This is a genomic window from Nonomuraea sp. NPDC005692 (assembly GCF_040631115.1).
Taxonomy (GTDB): domain Bacteria; phylum Actinomycetota; class Actinomycetes; order Streptosporangiales; family Streptosporangiaceae; genus Nonomuraea.
This window is the reverse complement of the sequence record NZ_JBEXYU010000031.1, coordinates 120,790-137,969: the sequence shown is the minus strand read 5'-3', so window position 1 is coordinate 137,969 and position 17,180 is coordinate 120,790. Positions and strand designations below refer to the sequence as shown.

General features: G+C 69.1%; 19 protein-coding genes, 2 tRNA genes and 1 pseudogene. 10 read left to right on the top strand and 12 right to left on the bottom strand.

Annotated elements, in window-relative coordinates; translation table 11 throughout:
• Positions 1-139: 139 nt before the first annotated feature.
• Entirely contained in the window at positions 140-802 is a 663-nt protein-coding gene (locus ABZ459_RS41865; protein WP_357983206.1) for a hypothetical protein, read from the bottom strand.
• Between the two features lie 199 nt (positions 803-1,001).
• On the opposite strand from ABZ459_RS41865, the pseudogene ABZ459_RS41860 reads away from it, so the two are divergent.
• Positions 1,002-1,364 (top strand): annotated as a pseudogene (locus tag ABZ459_RS41860) (NUDIX domain-containing protein); the annotation flags it as partial.
• A gap of 69 nt (positions 1,365-1,433) precedes the next feature.
• Here ABZ459_RS41860 and ABZ459_RS41855 read toward each other — a convergent pair.
• A tRNA-Ser gene (locus ABZ459_RS41855) sits at positions 1,434-1,525 on the bottom strand.
• A 164-nt stretch (positions 1,526-1,689) separates the two neighbouring features.
• A complete protein-coding gene (locus ABZ459_RS41850; protein WP_352318104.1) occupies positions 1,690-2,250 on the bottom strand; it encodes a YceI family protein in 561 nt (186 codons plus the stop codon).
• A 94-nt stretch (positions 2,251-2,344) separates the two neighbouring features.
• Here ABZ459_RS41850 and ABZ459_RS41845 point away from each other — a divergent pair, with 94 nt between their 5' ends.
• Positions 2,345-2,836 carry a MarR family transcriptional regulator gene (locus ABZ459_RS41845; RefSeq protein ID WP_357983203.1) on the top strand — a complete coding sequence of 164 codons (492 nt, stop codon included), beginning with the start codon at positions 2,345-2,347 and terminating at the stop codon, positions 2,834-2,836.
• A gap of 15 nt (positions 2,837-2,851) precedes the next feature.
• Here the strand turns inward: ABZ459_RS41845 and ABZ459_RS41840 are convergent, their stop codons facing one another.
• Positions 2,852-3,382, bottom strand: a complete 531-nt coding sequence (locus tag ABZ459_RS41840; RefSeq protein ID WP_357983199.1) for a SigE family RNA polymerase sigma factor — start codon at positions 3,380-3,382, stop codon at positions 2,852-2,854.
• Positions 3,383-3,597: 215 nt separating this feature from the next.
• Here ABZ459_RS41840 and ABZ459_RS41835 point away from each other — a divergent pair, with 215 nt between their 5' ends.
• Together ABZ459_RS41835 and ABZ459_RS41830 are read left to right on the top strand one after the other, a co-directional pair.
• Positions 3,598-4,545, top strand: coding sequence for a hypothetical protein (locus ABZ459_RS41835; RefSeq protein ID WP_357983196.1), 948 nt, complete (start codon positions 3,598-3,600; stop codon positions 4,543-4,545).
• Between the two features lie 5 nt (positions 4,546-4,550).
• Entirely contained in the window at positions 4,551-5,342 is a 792-nt protein-coding gene (locus tag ABZ459_RS41830; RefSeq protein WP_357983193.1) for a MauE/DoxX family redox-associated membrane protein, read from the top strand.
• Positions 5,343-5,445: 103 nt separating this feature from the next.
• On the opposite strand, the gene ABZ459_RS41825 is transcribed toward ABZ459_RS41830, so the two are convergent.
• On the bottom strand, positions 5,446-6,627 hold the full coding sequence (locus ABZ459_RS41825; protein ID WP_357983190.1) for an ATP-binding protein: 1,182 nt from the start codon (positions 6,625-6,627) through the stop codon (positions 5,446-5,448).
• Between the two features lie 253 nt (positions 6,628-6,880).
• On the opposite strand from ABZ459_RS41825, the gene ABZ459_RS41820 reads away from it, so the two are divergent.
• From ABZ459_RS41820 to ABZ459_RS41810, 3 genes are read left to right on the top strand one after another with little or no spacing between them, the layout of a single operon-like run.
• Positions 6,881-7,333, top strand: a complete 453-nt coding sequence (locus tag ABZ459_RS41820; RefSeq protein WP_357983187.1) for a SigE family RNA polymerase sigma factor — start codon at positions 6,881-6,883, stop codon at positions 7,331-7,333.
• On the top strand, positions 7,330-8,514 hold the full coding sequence (locus ABZ459_RS41815) for a hypothetical protein (RefSeq protein WP_357983184.1): 1,185 nt from the start codon (positions 7,330-7,332) through the stop codon (positions 8,512-8,514). Before ABZ459_RS41820 ends, ABZ459_RS41815 begins: the two co-directional genes overlap by 4 nt.
• Positions 8,515-8,525: 11 nt before the next feature.
• Entirely contained in the window at positions 8,526-8,984 is a 459-nt protein-coding gene (locus tag ABZ459_RS41810) for a MaoC family dehydratase (RefSeq protein ID WP_357983181.1), read from the top strand.
• Here the strand turns inward: ABZ459_RS41810 and ABZ459_RS41805 are convergent, their stop codons facing one another.
• From ABZ459_RS41805 to ABZ459_RS41775, 7 genes are all read right to left on the bottom strand, one after another.
• Positions 8,985-9,194, bottom strand: coding sequence for a hypothetical protein (locus tag ABZ459_RS41805; RefSeq protein ID WP_352365768.1), 210 nt, complete (start codon positions 9,192-9,194; stop codon positions 8,985-8,987).
• Positions 9,195-9,226: 32 nt separating this feature from the next.
• On the bottom strand, positions 9,227-10,765 hold the full coding sequence (locus ABZ459_RS41800) for a radical SAM protein (protein ID WP_357983178.1): 1,539 nt from the start codon (positions 10,763-10,765) through the stop codon (positions 9,227-9,229).
• Positions 10,762-11,493 carry a prolipoprotein diacylglyceryl transferase family protein gene (locus ABZ459_RS41795; RefSeq protein WP_357983175.1) on the bottom strand — a complete coding sequence of 244 codons (732 nt, stop codon included), beginning with the start codon at positions 11,491-11,493 and terminating at the stop codon, positions 10,762-10,764. Before ABZ459_RS41795 ends, ABZ459_RS41800 begins: the two co-directional genes overlap by 4 nt.
• Positions 11,494-11,497: 4 nt before the next feature.
• Positions 11,498-11,785, bottom strand: coding sequence for a hypothetical protein (locus tag ABZ459_RS41790; protein WP_357983172.1), 288 nt, complete (start codon positions 11,783-11,785; stop codon positions 11,498-11,500).
• A gap of 400 nt (positions 11,786-12,185) precedes the next feature.
• Positions 12,186-12,458 (bottom strand): hypothetical protein, encoded by a 273-nt coding sequence (locus tag ABZ459_RS41785; RefSeq protein WP_357983169.1) that lies wholly within the window; start codon positions 12,456-12,458, stop codon positions 12,186-12,188.
• A gap of 426 nt (positions 12,459-12,884) precedes the next feature.
• On the bottom strand, positions 12,885-13,511 hold the full coding sequence (locus ABZ459_RS41780) for a response regulator transcription factor (protein WP_357983166.1): 627 nt from the start codon (positions 13,509-13,511) through the stop codon (positions 12,885-12,887).
• Positions 13,508-15,085, bottom strand: a complete 1,578-nt coding sequence (locus ABZ459_RS41775; RefSeq protein WP_357983163.1) for a histidine kinase — start codon at positions 15,083-15,085, stop codon at positions 13,508-13,510. The genes ABZ459_RS41780 and ABZ459_RS41775 overlap by 4 nt, the downstream gene beginning before the upstream one ends.
• A gap of 353 nt (positions 15,086-15,438) precedes the next feature.
• Between ABZ459_RS41775 and ABZ459_RS41770 the strand changes: the two genes are divergently transcribed.
• From ABZ459_RS41770 to ABZ459_RS41760, 3 genes are all read left to right on the top strand, one after another.
• Positions 15,439-16,065 (top strand): hypothetical protein, encoded by a 627-nt coding sequence (locus tag ABZ459_RS41770; protein ID WP_357983160.1) that lies wholly within the window; start codon positions 15,439-15,441, stop codon positions 16,063-16,065.
• A 57-nt stretch (positions 16,066-16,122) separates the two neighbouring features.
• A tRNA-Arg gene (locus ABZ459_RS41765) sits at positions 16,123-16,195 on the top strand.
• Between the two features lie 389 nt (positions 16,196-16,584).
• The gene (locus ABZ459_RS41760; protein WP_357983157.1) at positions 16,585-17,043 is read left to right on the top strand and encodes a DUF4265 domain-containing protein; all 459 of its coding nucleotides are present in this window, start codon (positions 16,585-16,587) and stop codon (positions 17,041-17,043) included.
• Positions 17,044-17,180: the final 137 nt, after the last annotated feature.

Below are 17,180 nucleotides of genomic sequence, written 5' to 3'. Positions count from 1 at the left end.
CTCCCTTGGAGGTACTTAACGAGTCCCTCTCGCTCCAAGCGGCCGCATAGGCTCTACGCCATAAGACGGCTGTCCGGAATCACCGAGGCCCCTCAGGGCGACACGTACCTGCGTTGTAAGACCCGTCGATCTACGTGAGCTACAGATAGGAGCTGAAGTGGTCGGCCACGGTGTCTGCCACGACTTCTGCATCGTCGGAGCCATTGACCTCCAGGACTCGGATGCCCAAGCGGCAAGCTGAGCGGACCGCCTCATCGGCGACGAGGCGGTCTCGGGCAAGCCGGTTCTCCTGTGCTCGCTCAGGGTCGCTCACCTGGAGGCGGAGGCTGCCGGCACGGGGCAGTTCGCGGAGCTGGCGCTGCCGGAATGCTTCGCTCGGCACCATGACGATCATCCGACAGGGCGAGTCGATGATGGGAGCGACCAGTTCGGGACGCAATCCCCAGCCTTCGGCAACGACAGGTCGCCCCGATACCAGGCCGCGCAGGTCGTCCAACGCCCACTCGAACCGCGCGGGAAAGCCGGCCAGGGTCTCGTCGGCCATCTCTTGAGGGGTGGTGTTCACCCAGACGGTGTCCGGGTCAGGATCCGCGGTGGGCTCGCCAAGTCGCACTCGGCGGGCGATTCGGCGGTCATTGTGTGCGCGCGCGTCGTGGTAGTCGTAGTGATAGGCGGTCAGCTCGTACCGGATGGCCAGCACCCTGGCAACGGTGGATTTCCCGGCCCATTGTCCGCCTCCGATCCACAGGGCGTTGTGGAGGGTGCCGAACGGATCCCAGACCTCGCTACTTGTGGCGTTCACGGATACAGCTTGGCGAAGGCACAAACCAAGAAACAGTCTTGTTGTGCTCGCCCACCCAGGTGATGATCGTAAAGGGGGAAGCGCCACCCTCTCCGCTTGCAACGTTTTCGGAACGCGCCTGGTGTCGTACCGTCCTCTGCCCCCTGCATGACTGGGCCGCAATCAGCCGCTTCAGGGGTCAACTCGTAGACCAGCCACGATGATCGACCATGTACGGTGGCCAGCTGCCCTGGCGATCGTGAGGGCTTCGTCTGTGCGGCGGCGCGGCAACCACGGTCGGTGCGTCCGGTTCGTACGGCGCAGTGTGGCTGATGACGCTGAGCTGACGCGCCGGGTGGTGCATGGCGACCGGTTGATCTACGACAACCGGTGGATCCGGCTCAGGATGGCCGACGTGGAGATCCCCGGCGGGGAGCGGTTCGAGCGCCATGTGGCGCATCTGGACCGGGCTGCCATCGCCGTGGTCGTGAACGAGCAGGCGCGCGTGTTGCTGATGTGGCGGCATCGGTTCGTGTTCGACCGGTGGGGGTGGGAGCTACCTGGCGGGCTGGTCGAGGCCGGCGAGGAGCCGATGGCGACCACAGAGATCGAAAAAGGCCCTCCCCCGAAGATCGGGGAAGGGCCTTCTACCTGGCGGAGGATCGGGGATTTGAACCCCGGATGGTGTTGCCACCAAACCGCATTAGCAGTGCGGCGCCATAGACCTGACTAGGCGAATCCTCCTGGAAGCCATCGCGGCTCAGCACAGCGTACCGGCCTTCTGGCGAGGCGGCAAAGCGGTTGCGTGTCGTGCCTTCGCCAAGAGTTATCAACAGCCTGTGGGTAACCACCTGTGGATGAAGCCCGCCCCATGCTAGGGCGGGCTTCCAGGTTGTGGACAACCCAGTTCAGGCGGGGTTCGCCTCGCCCTCGATCTCGATCTTGACCTTCTTGCCCACGAGCACACCGCCGGCCTCCAGGGTCTGGTTCCAGGTCAGGCCGAACTCCTCGCGGTCGAACTCGGTGTTGATGGAGAAGCCCCAGACCGAGTTGCCCCAGGGGTTGGTGCCGGCGCCGCCGTACTCGACCGTGAGCTCGACCTCCTTGGTGACGTCGCGGATGGTCAGGTCGCCGACGACGGTGAACTCGTCGCCGGAGTGGCCGACCACGCGGGTGCTGCGGAAGGTGATCTCGGGGAACTTGTCCACGGCGAGGAAGTCGTCGCTGCGCAGGTGGCCGTCGCGGTCGCCGACGCCGGTGTCGATGCTGGCGGTCTTGATCGTCAGCTCGGCCGTGGACTCCAGCGGGTTCTCCGCGATCGTCACGGTGCCGCTGAAGTCGCCGAAGCGGCCGCGGACCTTGCTCACCATCATGTGCTTGACCACGAACCCGATGCGGGTGTGGGCCACGTCGAGGTTGTACGTGCCGGCGGCGGGGATGGTCAGGGACTCCCAGGTGCGGGTGCTCATCGGGTTCTCCTTGGGAACGTTGCTGTGCGGATGTCTGCGGCAACAAATGTCTACACGAGGAATATTCCGCAAGTCAACTAACGTCGGTTAAGGTATGGACGTGAAGCACATCGATGACCCCAGGCTGACGGCGATGGGCCTGCTCGCCGAGGTTCACGCAGGTCTGACAGCCCGGATGCAACCCGTCTTCAGCACGGCGGGGCTGTCGGGCATCGACTTCGAGACCGTCATCCGCCTGGCACGATCACCGCGGCAGGCGCTGCGGATGACCGATCTGGCCGCCCAGACGGGCCTGTCCACGAGCGGCGTGACCAGGGTCGTCGACCGGCTCGAACGCGAGGGCCTGGTGACCAGGCAGGCGTGCGCCACCGACCGCAGGGCCTCCTACGCCGCGCTCACGGACGAAGGGCGCGAACGGCTGGCGAGCGTCCTCCCCCAACACCTTCAGGACATCGAGGACACCTTCACCGGCCTCCTGAGCCCGGACGAGCTCGCCGCGTTCCTGCAGACGCTCCGCAAGATCAGAGACGTCGTACGCCCCTGCGCGACCGCCGGCGCCGAGGAGACCACCCCGTCGCTCAACTGATCCCTTGGAGCGATCCTATGAAGACGCCTCCGGCACCCCCGGGCCCCCCGCCTCGGAGGAGATCCCCAAGGCGCTCCTGAGCTTGCCCATCGCCCGTGACACCGTGCTCTTGACCGTGCCGACGCTGATCCCGAGCGTCCTGGCGATCTCCGGCTCGGTCATGTCCTCGTAGTACCGCAGCACGATCGCGGCCCGCATCCGTTCGGGCAGCCCCTCCAGCGCCTGCTCCAGCAGCTCGTGCACCTCCCCGCAGGCCGGCGGGTCCGCCGTGGCCACCTCGGGCAGGTCGTCCGACGGGTACTCCTCCAGCTTGCGCCGCCGCCACTGCGAGATGTTGATGTTGACCATCGCCCGGCGGACGTACCCGTCCAGCGCCCCCCGGTCCTCGATCTTGCCCCACGCCAGGTACGTCTTGGCCAGGGCGCTCTGCAACAGGTCCTCCGCGTCCAGCGGATGTCCGGTGAGCTGACGGGCGGCGCGCAGCAGCGCGGGACCGCGGGCCATGACGTACTCGCGGAACTCCTCTTCCCACCCGGTGGTCTGCATCGTGGCCAGAATCGCAGCCTGATGCCCTTTTGCGACTGAGCCACAATTCAGGTTTCGGCCCGACGAAGACAAAGGTCAGTCAAGGTCGGTGGCAGATTGTTCGAAGGCGGGTGTCAGCTACCTTCCCCGGGGATGCGTATTTTGCTCCCATCTGTTCGCCGCGGCACGAGCCGCTCCGGAGTCATGTGAACCTAGTACCTGACGAGGGAGGGCGGATGGGCTATCCGAACGTCGAGCGCCGCAGACTGCTCGCGGCCGCCGCGCTGGGCCGCGCCCCGGGCATCGCCGGCCCCGACCCGGCCGACGGCGCGCCTTTATGCGCCGTCACCGGCGAGATCCTTGACGTGAGCCCCCATCTCATCGCCATCGAGACCCCCGAGGGCGTCGAGGAGCGGCTGGTGATCGCCCCCTGGGCCACGGCCTGGCACGGTTCGGAGATCGCGCCCGCCGACCTCCCGGTGGGCTCCATGGTGCTCATGCGCACGTTGCGCGAAGGCCGCGTGGTCGAGCGGATCTGGGCCGACACCACCCGCCTCACCGGCACGATCGTCTCGATCGAGGGGCGCAAGGAGCTGACGGTCGAGCTCGACTGCGGCCCCCACCGCGGCCCCCGCACGATCGTCATCCCCTACCCGGCCACCGGACGGCTGCAGGTGCGGCATCCGAAGTTCGAGCCGGGTTACCTGTTCGACGCGATCGGGATCAGGCGCGACGGCTCCGCCCTGGCGCTGCTGCCGGCGACCTCGCAGCCCGCCCACCGGTCGGGCAGCGTCCCGGCTCCGCCGCCGGCCTACGCCGGGGCGCAGGCGCGCATCTCCGGCACCGCCACCTGGTCCGACACGTTCGACGAGGAGGAGCGCGGCGCGGCGTACCCGATGCTGGAGCGCGTGGACACCGGCTGCCCCGACGCCGGGCTCTCCTGCGCCGGCCTGCCCTACCTCGCCATCGGCTCGCTGCTGCAGATCAGGAACACGTGCGCCGACCGCACGGCCAACCTGCCGGTGGTCGCCTGCGGATGCCTGGCCGGGCGGTTCTGCGACCGCTGCGTCGAGTGCGAGACCTCGCCGCGCGGCCGCGTCGCCGAGCTGTCGCCCGCCTCGTTCGTCGAGCTGGGCGGCGAGTTGATCAAAGGCTGCTTCAACGCTCAGATCGGATTGGGGTGACGGGCGTGCTGGAATCGCAGATGCCGATCCTGATCGTGCTGCTGGTCATGGGCAGCGGCGCGAAGGTGGTCACGGTCCGCGGGGGCGGGGAGCCGGGCGCCCTGTCCAGGCTGGGCCCGGCCGTGCTGATGCCCGGCCGTATGCAGGCGCCCTCGCTGCTGGTCTGCGCGGCGGGCGAGCTGGTGCTCGCCGGCGGGCTGCTGGCCACCACCGCGCCGATCTTCAGGTGGGGGACGGTCTGCTTCTTCGCTTTGTCCACGTACGTGCTGATCGAGCTGCGCAGGCGGCGTCCTGACGCGGGCTGCGGCTGCTTCGGCGAGGTCAGCTCGGCGCCGGTCGGCATGCGCTCGATCGGCCGGACGGTCGTACTGACCGGGATGTCGGCGTTGTCGGTGGCCGCGCCGACGTCGGGCTGGGCGGCGATGACCCATCCGACCTGGTTCACGGCCGCGGGGTTGGCGATGATCGCGCTGCTCTCCCCCGAGATCGAGGAGCTGATCGATCGGGTACGGTACCGCGCCCCCTGCGAGCAGCGGCCCGGCCCCGCCGAGCAGGTGATGCTCTCCAGGCTCAGATCGAGCGGCCCGTGGCGGACGTACCAGGAGGCGCTGGCCTCGCCCGAACCGTACGACAGCTGGCGCGAGCTGTGCTGGCGCTTCTTCGTCTTCACCGGCCACGACCACGACGACGTGGTCTTCGCGGTCTACCTGAGCGGACGGCGTCCGGCAGTGCGCGTGGCGGTCGTGAGCAGCGACGACAGCGACTCTCTGCCGGAATATACGTCAGTATCGGCGTGACGCTAGAGAGCCCTAGATTTCTCTATCCGGGCATGGCGATACAGCTCTATTGGGCTGTCTAGCTTCCCCACTAGACAGCCCAATAGAGGTCTAGGGGCGGCGCTCAAATGGGTTGAGCCCGCAGGAACCTTCCGAAGTGCGGCACCGTGAACGCGATCAGACCGCGTTCGGCGCTGTAGATGAGCCCTTTCTTGATCAGACTGTCGCGGGCGGGCGAGAGGCTGGACGGCTTCCGCCCGAGGGCGTCGGCCACGTCGGCGGTGGCGACCGGCTCGTCGCCGATCTGGGCCATGGCGTGCATGTAGTCGCGCTCGGCGGGGGTGGCCCGCTCGTAGCGGCTGCCGAAGAAGCCCACGGCGAGCTCCTCCTCGGCCTCGGGCGCGGAGACCTTGACGTCGTCGAGGGTGATCGGGCTGCGCAGCGCGAGGTCCCAGGCGACCTTGCCGTACGCCTGGACGAAGTAGGGATAGCCGTCGGCGGCCTCATAGAGCGCGTCGAGGGCCTCCTGAGTGAACTCGACCTTCTCCTCCCGCGCGGGCAGGATCAGCGCCATGTCGGCCGCCTCACGGTCGAGCTTGTCGATGCGCGCGTAGCGGAAGAGCCGTTCGGAATAGCTCTTGCTGGCCGACAGCACGCTCGGCAGGTGCGGCAGGCCCGCGCCCACCACGATCAGCGGCCCGCCCGACTGGGACAGCTCGTGGCAGGCGGCGCAGAGCGCGGAGACGTCGGCGGACTGCACGTCCTGCATCTCGTCGATGAACAGCGCGATGCCCACGCCGAGGTCGGTCGCCACGCCGGCGGCGTCGACGAACAGCTCGGTGAGGTCGATCTCGAGGTCGCCCGAGTCGGCGCGCCCGCGGCTGGCGGGCACCTCGATGCCGGGCGACCAGTGGGAGGTGCCCTTGGCCGCGGACGGGTCGCGCATCGCGAACGCCTTCAGCACGCCGAGGAACTCCTCGATGCGCTCGGGCGCGCGGTGGCGCGGCGCCAGCTCGCGGATGGCCATGTGCAGGGCGGCCGCCACGGGACGCCGGATCGACTGGTCGGGCCGGGCCTCGATCTTGCCCGTGCCCCACAGCCGCTGCATGGCCATGGACTTGAACGTGTTGAGCAGGACGGTCTTGCCGACGCCGCGCAGGCCGGTGACGACCATGCTGCGCTCGGGACGGCCTCGGGCGACCCGCTCCAGCACCACTTCGAACTGCTGCAGCTCACGGTCACGCCCGGCCAGCTCCGGCGGACGCTGCCCGGCGCCGGGGGCGTAGGGATTGCGCACAGGGTCCACGCTCTCGGACTTTATTGCCGGATATAGCGGCCGTCTTAGATTTGGGAAGAAAGTGCTACGGCGTGTCCGAGCAGGAGCTGTGGCGAGCATCGTCATCGGACACACCCCCTCTCACCAGGCCGAACCCTTGTTCGATTTCGATACCCAGAACTGTAGCGCGGACTCGAACATGCATGCGATGGTTTCGGGTAAAAGATCTTTGCAACAGTCCCGGACGCCCGCGCGTCTGGGTGTTGTGGAGTTCGAGGAGTTCGTGCAAGCGCGTGGCGCCGCCCTGCGGCGGTACGGATACGTGCTTACCGGAAATCCCGACGACGCCGCCGACCTCGTGCAGGAGGCGCTGCTCAAGCTGGGCGACACCTGGCGCAGGGTGCGCAACAAGGACAACCCGGAGTCCTACGTACGCACGATCATGACCCGCCAGCACGTGAGCTGGTGGCGCCGGCGGCGCAGGGAGCAGCTCACGGACGAGGTGCCCGAGGGGGCGTACACCGACAGCCACTCCTCCGGCGAGCTGTGGCGGGAGCTGGCGACGCTGCCGCGCAGGCAGCGGGTGGTCCTGGTGCTGCGGTACTACGAGGACCTATCGGACCAGGAGATCGCCGACATCCTCGGCATCTCCCGCGGAACCGTGCGCAGCCAGGCGTCGCGCGCGCTGCACACGTTGAGGATCCGGCCGGCACTGCTGGAGAGGGAGCGGGCATGAGGACCGAGAAGGACCTGACCGAGACGCTTCGTACCGCCGCGGACCACGCACAGGAGCCGGGCGGGCTGCTCGCCGGGGTGGAGGTGCAGCGGCGGCGCAGGCGGAGGCGGCGTACCCGGGGGCTGGCCGTCGCGACGGCGGTGGCGGCCGTGCTCGCGACCGGCACGGTCATGGCGGCGAACGGACGGCAGGCAGCCGCGCCGTCCCCGGCGGCGCGGCCCTTCCCGCAGGCGGCGGCCGTGCCCCTGGAGCGGGCGTGGCCGGGGGCCGTCGTCACGATGCCCACCATGCGGGCCGACGGCCTGCGCCGCGTCCCGGTCACCGCGCTCGACGCCGCCCGGATCCTGGCCGTCGCCGGACCCAAGGACGACACGATCCGCGCGATCGAGGTCTACGACACCACCACCCGGACGTTCCGCGAGATCGCCGACATATCGGTTCCGCCAGGCATGAGGACCTACCGCCCCCAGCCGCCGGCGCTGGACGGGCTGAACCTCGCCTGGCACGTGAACGCCGTACGGAAGGACGGCACCGAGGTGCGCGAGATCTGGACGGTCCCCCTCGCCGGCGGCGAGCCCCGGCAGATCGCCGCGATGACGGGAGAGCACCTGCGGATCGAGCGCATCGCCCTCGACGGCGACCGGGTCGTCTGGTCGGAACGGACCGAGGGCGTGTGGTGGATGCCGCTCGCGGGCGGCGCCCCCAAACGCTTTCCGGGCAGCGAGGGCCTGCACCTCGTCAAATGGCCGTGGGCGAGCGACATCGCCGACGGCGAGGACCGCAGCCAGGCCAGGGTCGTGAACCTGTCGACCGGCCGTCCCTCCACCAAGGACGTCGTCGCGCCCCTGGACGCCCTGAGGCTGCGCTGCGGCCCGTCCTGGTGCCAGGGCGTACGGGACGGGCGCACGTACCTGCAGCACATCGACGGCAGCGCCGCGGCCGAGCCTCAGGGACTCGGTCTCGTACCCAGGCTCGGCGACTACCCGCCCCTCGACCGTTTCGTGGTGGCCGGCAACGCGGTCTACGACGTGACGACCGGCACGCTGGCCACGTTCGACCGGCCCGGCATCTGGTACGGGAACTACATGTCCGCCGAACCGGCCGCGATCGTGTACTGGGCCGACAGGCTGCCCGACGAGTACCGGGTGCTCAACTTGGCAGCCGTCCCGCCCGCGCAATAGCGTTCGTGGCCATGCGGACCTTCGCGAACGTACAGGAACTCAAGGCGGCCGTGGGCGAGACCTTCGGCCCGACCGAGTGGCGCACCGTCACCCAGGAGCAGGTCGGCCTCTTCGCCGACGCCACCGACGACCACCAGTGGATCCACGTGGACGTGGAGCGCGCCAAGGAGGGGCCCTTCGGCGGCACGATCGCCCACGGCTTCCTGACCCTGTCGCTGCTGCCGACGTTCATGTTCGAGATGGTGCGCGTCGAGAGCATCGCGATGGGCGTCAACTTCGGGCTGAACAAGGTCCGCTTCCCCCGTCCGGTGCCCGTGGGCGCGCGGGTCAGGGCCGTGGGCGAGCTCACCGACGTCAAGGGCACCCCGGCCGGCCATCTGGCCAACCTGAAGGTGACGATCGAGATCGAGGGCGAGCGCCGGCCCGCCTGCATCGCCGAGTCGCTGATCCTGTACGTCCCCGCGAGCTGATCACCGCAGCGACAGGACGATTCCCACCACCGCGGCGAGCCCGATCAGCCCGAGATAGGCCAGCACGAGCCGGGTGTCCCTGAGCAGGCATTTGCTCCGGGTCAGCCCGGCCCGCCGCGCCTTCCAGTACCCCGCGAACCCCAGCGCCGCGAACCCGAGCACCGCCCACGGCCCGAGCAGCCAGGCCAGCAGCGCCACGGTGGCGTACACACACAACCGCAGCGGGTCGTACGGCTGGGTCTTCAGAGGATCACCAGCCCCGGCTTGGCGGCCACCGCGGACAGCCGCTGCCGCGACAGCTGCGGCCAGGCCTGCACGGCGCAGAACGGTGCGCACTGGTCCTGCTCGGCACGCGTGCCGACGTGCACGCAGCACTGCGTGAGCCGCTCCTCGATCATGGTCGAGATGTCCATGAACGGCTTGATCGTGATCCGCACCACCCGCTCGCCCAGCATCCTGCGCAGCTTCCTGCGCCGGCCGGGCAGCGCCGAGGAGGCGAGGGTGAGCAGCGTGGCGACGCCGAGGTCGCAGTTCTCGCAGATGTCCCGCCACAGGTCGCCGATCTGCGGGTGGGACAGCGACGACTGCTCCGACAACAGCCCGAGCAGCGATTCCTGGACGGCCAGCCGCAACTCGCGCGGCAGCTCGGTGTCGGCGATGCGGTTGGAGACCAGGCCCAGGTTCGCCTTCAGGCGGTCGTGGCCCATCAGGGCGACCAGCGAGCGCCACTGCTGGGCGTCGTCGCGGATCAGGTAGCCGACCGAGCAGCAGTGGGGGTGCGAGCAGGGCAGGGCGGTCAGGTCGCGCCAGGTCACCAGGCCGCCGGTCTGCGGGCCGAGCCGCTTGAGCACGCCGGTGTGGGTGAGCCGGTCGGACGGGTCGATGACGCCCGACCGGCCCGAGCCGAACTGGGGTTGCAGCGACACGCCGCCGACGAACGGCGTGTCGAGCGCGAGGCGCACGACGTCGCCGATCTCTCCGTCGTTGACGCCCAGGGCCGCGGTCATGACCAGGGTCGTGAAGATCTCCCGCTCCGACAGCCGCCGTACGGCCTCCGCCTTGATCCGGCGCAGGTCGCCGCCGCGGTGGTGCTTGGACGCCTCGGCCGACGAGCCGTCGTACTGGAGGTAGACCTCCACCCGGTCGCGGTGCTCGGTGAGCAGGTCGAGCAGCGCGTCGTCCCTGGCGATCAGGACGCCGTTGGTGTTGATCAGGATGCGGGTGACCGGCCGGCCCACCAGCTCGGCGAGGAGGGTCTTCAGCTCGGGGTGGAGCGTGGGCTCGCCGCCGCTCAGCATCAGGACGTCGAGCTTGCCGTTCTCCCTGGCCAGACGCTGGTCAACGTTCGCCAGTACGTCGGCCACCGGGACGACGCCGGTCAGGTCGGGCGAGCTGTCGGCGAAGCAGGTGGGGCAGCGCAGGTTGCACGCCTCGGCGATGTCCTCCAGGAGGATGCAGGTGTGCTGGGTCTGCATCTCGGGCAGGCCGTTGAGGTACGCGCCGGGGATCGGGGCGAAGTTTCCGGACACGTCGGGGATGTGCTGCTTGGTGGGAGCGGTCCACTCCTCCAGGTAGGAGAGGATCTCCGGGTCCTCGTCGTACAGCGTGCGGATCAGGCCGTGTTCGCGGCAGCCGCGTTCCAGCCACACCTTGCCGTCGCGTTCGGCCAGGTAGCCGCTCAGCCGTTCGACCTGGTCGAGGTCCTGGCCGTGGCATTTCGGGCAGAACGCGTTGACGTACCGGAGGATGCGATCTCCCCGCAGCCCCATCCCTGCGCTCATGTCGTGACCTTCCGTTTGAAAAGGGCATCGTAGTGGCCTCGACGCCAGCCGTACGCGAGCCTGAGCGCGAGCAGCGTCAGGCCGGGAACCAGGAAGCACTGCGGCCCGGTCAGGCCGAGCCACAACGTCTCGTTCGCCCTGGTGAACTCGACCAGGAACCGGAAGACCGCGTATCCGGCGAGATAGAGCGTGAACAGTTCCCCGGGCTCGGTCAGCCGCTTGCGCGCCCACCGCAGCGCGACGAACGCGGCCAGCTGGAAGACGATCTCGTACACGAACGACGGGTGCATGGCCTGGCCCGTCAGACATCCCGGGCATTCCGGCGTGGACGGCGGCGCGTGCACCCCCCAGGGCAGGTCCGTGGGCCTGCCGGGGGCCTCGGTCAGGTGGCAGCCGATACGGCCGATCGCCATGCCGAGCGCCACCGCCGGGGCGAACAGGTCACCGGTGCGCTCCTTGTAGCCGATGACCTTCTTGGCTACCAGCACGCCGACGTACGCGCCGGTCAGGCCGCCGAGGATGCTGCGGGAGCCGTACAGCCAGAGGTCGGCGAGGTCGAGCGTCTCCAGCCAGCCCGCCAGGCGCATGCCGATCGCGCCCCCGACCAGGGCTCCGGTGACGGCGACCAGTGACTGCTCGTTGAGCGCGCCCCTGGCCCTGGCCTCGCGGACGAAGACCACCGAGGCCACCAGGACGCCCAGGCCGACGAATATCTCGTGGTACGGCATGGTGTCAGCCGTACAGGCTGGGGTTGAGACCGGTGCAGACTCCGGCCGTCAGCATCGACCACAGTGCCCAGCCGATCGCCAGCCCCAGCCCGAGCCCCCGCGACCACGACTTGCGGAGCAGCCCGAACCCCAGACCACCGCCCAGGCCGACGAGGGCCAGCAGCACCGCGGCGGCGATCACCACCCCTGTGTTCGTGCCGTTGATGGCGGAGAAGAAGGCGAAGAAACCCACGATGCCGTTGACGACGGTGTAGGTGAACACGCCGACGACCAGCATCGCGCCGAGAAGCATCGTGGAGTTGCGGCTGCTGGGCGGTGATGGTGGTGGCGGCGGCGGTAGAGGCGTCGGCGGCAACGGTCGCGGCGATGACGATGGGGACAGTGGCGAGTTCACCGCCCCCGATTGTGGCGGCGGCGGCAACGGTCGCGACTGTGACGGCGGCTGAGGCAACGGTCCCGGCGGCGGCGGCGGCGGGGGCAGCGGTCGTGACTGTGACGGCGGCGGGGGGAACAGTCCCGGCTGTGACGGCGGCTGAGGCAACGGTCCCGGCTGTGACGGCGGCGGGGGCGGTGGTGGTGGCCAGTTCTGGTGCGGCCCCTGCGGGCTTCGCGGACCCTGTGGCGGTGGTGTCGTCATCCCGCTACCTCTGGCCGGCAGGGGGTGGTACGTGCCGAGCGATCAATGCCTTCACCTATGCGTACAGGCCGGGGTTCAGCCCCGTGCAATATCCGGCCGAGACGATCGACGCCAGCGACCATCCGATCATCAACCCGAGCCCCAGGCCGAACGACCACGGCTTCCGCAGGACGACCAGCACGATGCCCACGCCGAGGCCCAGGAGCAAGAGGAACCCCGCCGCGACGCCGATCGCCGCCGTGGACTGAATGCTCACCGCGAGCAGCCCGACCACCAGGTTGATCACCAGGTAGGCGAAACTCCCGGCGAACGCCAACGCAACGGTCAACCCAGGCTGACGCCGCGCCTGCGACGGCCCAGCCGGCGGCCCGACTGGCGGCCCGAACGGAGGCTGCCCGGGAGGAGGAGGCCCAGGTGGACGCTGCCCGAACGAAGGCTGCCCGGACGGATGCGGTCCAGACGGCCCGGACGGACGCTGCCCAGACGGAGTCTCCCCAGACGCCCCGAACGAAGGCTGCCCGGACGGCTCGGACCAAGGCTGCCCAGGCGCCCCAGGCGAAAGCTGCTCAGGAGGCTGCCCGGAGGGCGGCTGCCCGGGTGGACGCTGTCCCGATGGAGGCCGCTCAGGGGGCAGCTCCCCGGGTGAAGGCTGGCTGCCGGGCGGCCCAGGGGGACGCTGTCCCGATGGAGGCCGCTCGGGGGGCGGCTCCCCGGATGGAGGCGGCGGCGTGGTCACGGCGTTCACCCTACGGGGCTAAAGCGACTCTGAGTAGTAAATCGCCGCCTGGACACGGCTCTTCAGGCCGAGTTTGTTCAGCAGGCGACTGACGTGCGTCTTCGTGGTGGCCTCCGCCATGTCGAGCTCCTTGGCGATCTCGGCATTGGACAGGCCCCGGCCGATGCAGGCCAGCACCTCACGCTCGCGCGGGGTCAAGGATTCCGGGTCAGGCGGCTCACGGCGGGGCGGCTGGTCGGCGAAGGCGGCGATCAACCGTCTGGTGACGCCCGGCGCGATCATCCCCTCGCCGCCCGCCACGAGCCTCACCGCTTCCACCAGCGCGTCGGCCTCGGTGTTCTTGAGCAGGAAACCGGCCGCCCCCGCCCGGAGGGCGCCGAAGACGTACTCGTCGACGTCGAACGTCGTGAGGATCAGGACGTCACTCACCCCCGCCAGCTCCCTGGTGGCGGAGATGCCGTCGAGACGAGGCATGCGGATGTCCATGAGGACGACGTCAGGGCGCAGCTCGTGAGCCAGAAGGACCGCCTGCTCACCATCGGCAGCCTCACCCACGACCTCAATGTCGTCGGCACCGTCCAGAATCATCACAATCCCAGCCCGAACGGCCGCATGATCGTCAGCCACCAACACCCTGATGCTCATGCCACTCCCGCTCCGCCATCACCATTCCTGAGCCGCTCCCCGTCCCCGTCCCTGAAACGCTCACCATCACCATCCTTGAGGCGTACGCCGTAACCGTCCCTGGGACGTTCACCGTCACCGTCTCTAAGGTGTTCGCCGTCGTCACCTGCGCTCTCGTCCACCGGCGCCAACGCCGCCCCTCCGACCGCCCGCCACCGCACGGCCAGCCCATCCACAGCCCCAACCCCAGCCGCCGGCACCTGCACATCCGCACCCCGCCCCCTCGTAGCCCGCTCCTCTGATGCACGACCGCTCGACGAAGCCCGCTCCCCAGCAGCACGCACCTCCGAAGGACAGTCACCCGAGGCACGACCACCCAAGGCACGCCCATCCGAAGGACGGCCACCTGACGCGCGACCGTTCGGCGGGCGGGCATCGAGCGACTGTGCGTTGGGGTTGAGCGACGTCGGGAAAGCCGCCGCGATGCGCCACCCATTCCCAGACCGCCCTGCCTCGAAGAACCCCCCGACCAGCGAAGCCCGTTCACGCATGCCGATCAGCCCCGCCCCCGAACCCGGCAGCCGAGCCCCCCGCCGCCCGACCCGGTTCTCGACCGTCAGGAGAACCTCCCCGGGTTCGTACGTCAGCGAGACGACAACCGGCGCCTCACCATGCTTGAGCGCGTTCGTCAGCCCTTCCTGAAGGATGCGATAGCCGGCCAGATCCACCGAAGCCGGCACCTCACGCAGCTCTCCGTCGACCCGCAGCTCGACCGCCATCCCAGCCCGCCGCGTACGCTCGACCAGACTCTCCGCGTCGGCCAGCCGCGGCCGGGTGGCCTCAAGCTCCGGCCCGTCCCCTTCACGCCCGCCGTTGGCCTCCCGCAGCAACCCGATCATGTCCCGCATCTCGGCCATGCCCTTGACGCTGTTCTCCCGTACGGACTCCATGACCTTGCGGACCGTCTCCCGATCCAGGTCCTTACGGGACAGAGCAGCCGTCGACTGGATGGCGATGGCGCTGAAATGGTTCGCGATCATGTCATGCAGCTCACGAGCCATCCGCGTACGCTCGGCCGCGATCGCGGCCTGCCGGTCGAGCTCGGCCAGATGCGCGACCTGCTCGGCCCGCGCACGTTCCGCGGCCGCCCGGTCGCGCTGCTCCCGCAGCACCCAGGCCGTGGTGACCGGCGTGACCAGCACCAGCCCCGCCTGGATCCCCATGACGGCCAGCAACCGCCAGTCCGCCGCGATGAACGCCGCGACCGCCCCGCCGACCACGGCCAGCACCGTCGTGATCCCGAGCAGCCACCGAGCGAGCCGCGCCGGCCCGTAGAGCGCCGCGGCGTAGAGATTGTCGGTGAACACCAGCACGGTCGCCAGCGACGGACCCACCAGCCCGTCGATCGTGACGGCCACCACCCCCAGCGCCAGCGACCACAACGGAGCCCGCTGCCGCAGCAACACGGCCGAACACGTGATCGCCAACGGCACCAGCAGCACCCACACCGGCACGCCGCGGCGCAGGTATCCACCGGCCAGAATCAGCAGCGCCCCCAGAACGAAGGCCACCCCGGCCGCCACCCAGGGCGGCACCCTGCCCTTCTCCTGACCACTGCCGGAAGCCCCTCGCGCCTCGAACCGCCTCAACCACCGCGAACCCCCGCGCACCCCGGCCCCCCACGGCAGCGGCACCGACCGCCACCACTGTGAAGCCGACCGCGTCAAGGCCGGCGGCCAGTCGGCGACCCTACGCACCTGGACCACCCGGCCTACTCCGACCCCTCCCACACCGTGAAGCACCCGAGCCGGCCCCAAGCGGCGCCCCGGACGGCGTCGCCCGACCCGCCACCGCCCGCGCCCCGGCGCCACAGCCCCTCACCGCCGCTCGTGTCATGTCCTCATCTCACCACTCCCGAACGCCGCCGCCGTCCTCCGAGGGTCAGCCTGTGGATACACCTTTCGATGTATCCACAGGCTCGTTTTCGCCGACGATGTGCCGGGCCGCGAATCCCAGCAAGCTGGTGCATGTGATTGTCGCCATCCTCATCGGCTGCGAAATCGGCTTCTGGCTCCTCCTGGGCCTCGGCCTGGCCTGCCGCTACCTCTGGAAGCGCCGACGGCTGAGCACGGCCCTCCTGCTCTGCGTCCCGCTCCTCGACGTGGTCCTGCTGGCCGCGGCGGTCATCGACATGCGCGGCGGCGCCACGGCGGACCTGCGCCACGGTCTGGCGGCGGCCTACCTGGCCTACTCGATCGTCTTCGGCCACCGGACGATGCGCTGGGCCGACGCCCGCTTCCACCACCGCTTCGCCGGCGGCCCCCCACCCTGGAAGCCTCCAACAGGCGGACCCGCCCGGACGCGCTACGAGTGGACGTTCTGGCTGAAACTGCTCCTGGCGTACGGAATCTCGTGCCTCATCCTCTTCAGCCTCATCTGGCTCGTGAACGACCCTTCCCGCACAAAAGCCCTGATCGACTTCATGCTCAACCTCCTCAAGGTTCCCCTGATCGCCCTGATCTGGCCGGTGAGCCACACACTCTGGCCCAAGAAGGAGGAGTCGGCTCGGCAGTGATCGCGGTATTCGGTTCGATGCACTGCACAGAACCCGCTATGCTTGCTTACGCAGCGAGCGGCCGTAGCTCAATGGATAGAGCATCTGACTACGGATCAGAAGGTTGGGGTTTCGAGTACCTCCGGCCGCACAGCAGGTCAAAGGCCCTCCGGGATCATCCCGGAGGGCCTTTTTCGTGGGCGTACAGCAGCGCTGTACAGCAACGCGGGCTCGCGCAGCCGGTCTTCTCTAGACACCCGCCGAAGACGACGAATCCCGTAGCGCCCGCGCGGTGCTCGACGATCTCCAACGCCAGTCAGAGCTTCTGCCTGACCCAAGCCACCAGCGCGCCCATGCACCCGCTATCGGCCAGATCAACGTGATCTTCTCGTACCGACCATGCAGGTGCTCCAACCCGGACCCAGCATCCGCCTCCGGGCATACCCGCGATCAGCTTGTTCAAGGACACTCGGCAGGCTGCACGATCATGTGGGCATGGTTCTCTCTGCCCCCTCCGAACGTCTCCCCACAGAGCCAGGCTTGATCAAGCTGTGGTTTCAGTTCGTGCCCCGGGAAGGTTGGCTTCCCTACGACACCGAAGGACTTTGGGCCATGCCCTTAACCGAGGACACCGCCCGTGTGGCAAACGTCCCGTTTCTGCAGGACGGGGTCGCCGAAGGCGACGTGGTGCGCTTCATCACCAATGATGACGGTCTCCACTGGGCCTGTGAGCGGGTGGAAGCGTCGGGCAATTGCACGATCCGGGTCCTGCCGTCACCCAATGGACCGCTGGGGCGAAGCGCGCAGGCCGTGTACGAGCAGTTGGCACCGTTCGGCCTGGGCGGGGAATCCTTCAGCTCGAAGCTCCCCCTGGTCGCTTTCACTGTGCCGGCGGGCGCAGGGCTCGGGCAGATAAAGACGCTGCTGACGCGTGGCCAATGGGATGGCTGGTGGCACTTCGAGGAGGCGTGCATCACCGACGCCTGGCGAAGCGCTTAACGATGGGTTCGTTTCACGGGCCGCGGAAGGTGCCAGCCTTGCTCAGGCACCGCCGAGGCCCTCTCGAAGACGATGAACCCAGTCTGCGGGGAAGACCTGCTCAAGCCGCTCTTTGCTGATCTCCAGCATCCCCTCCT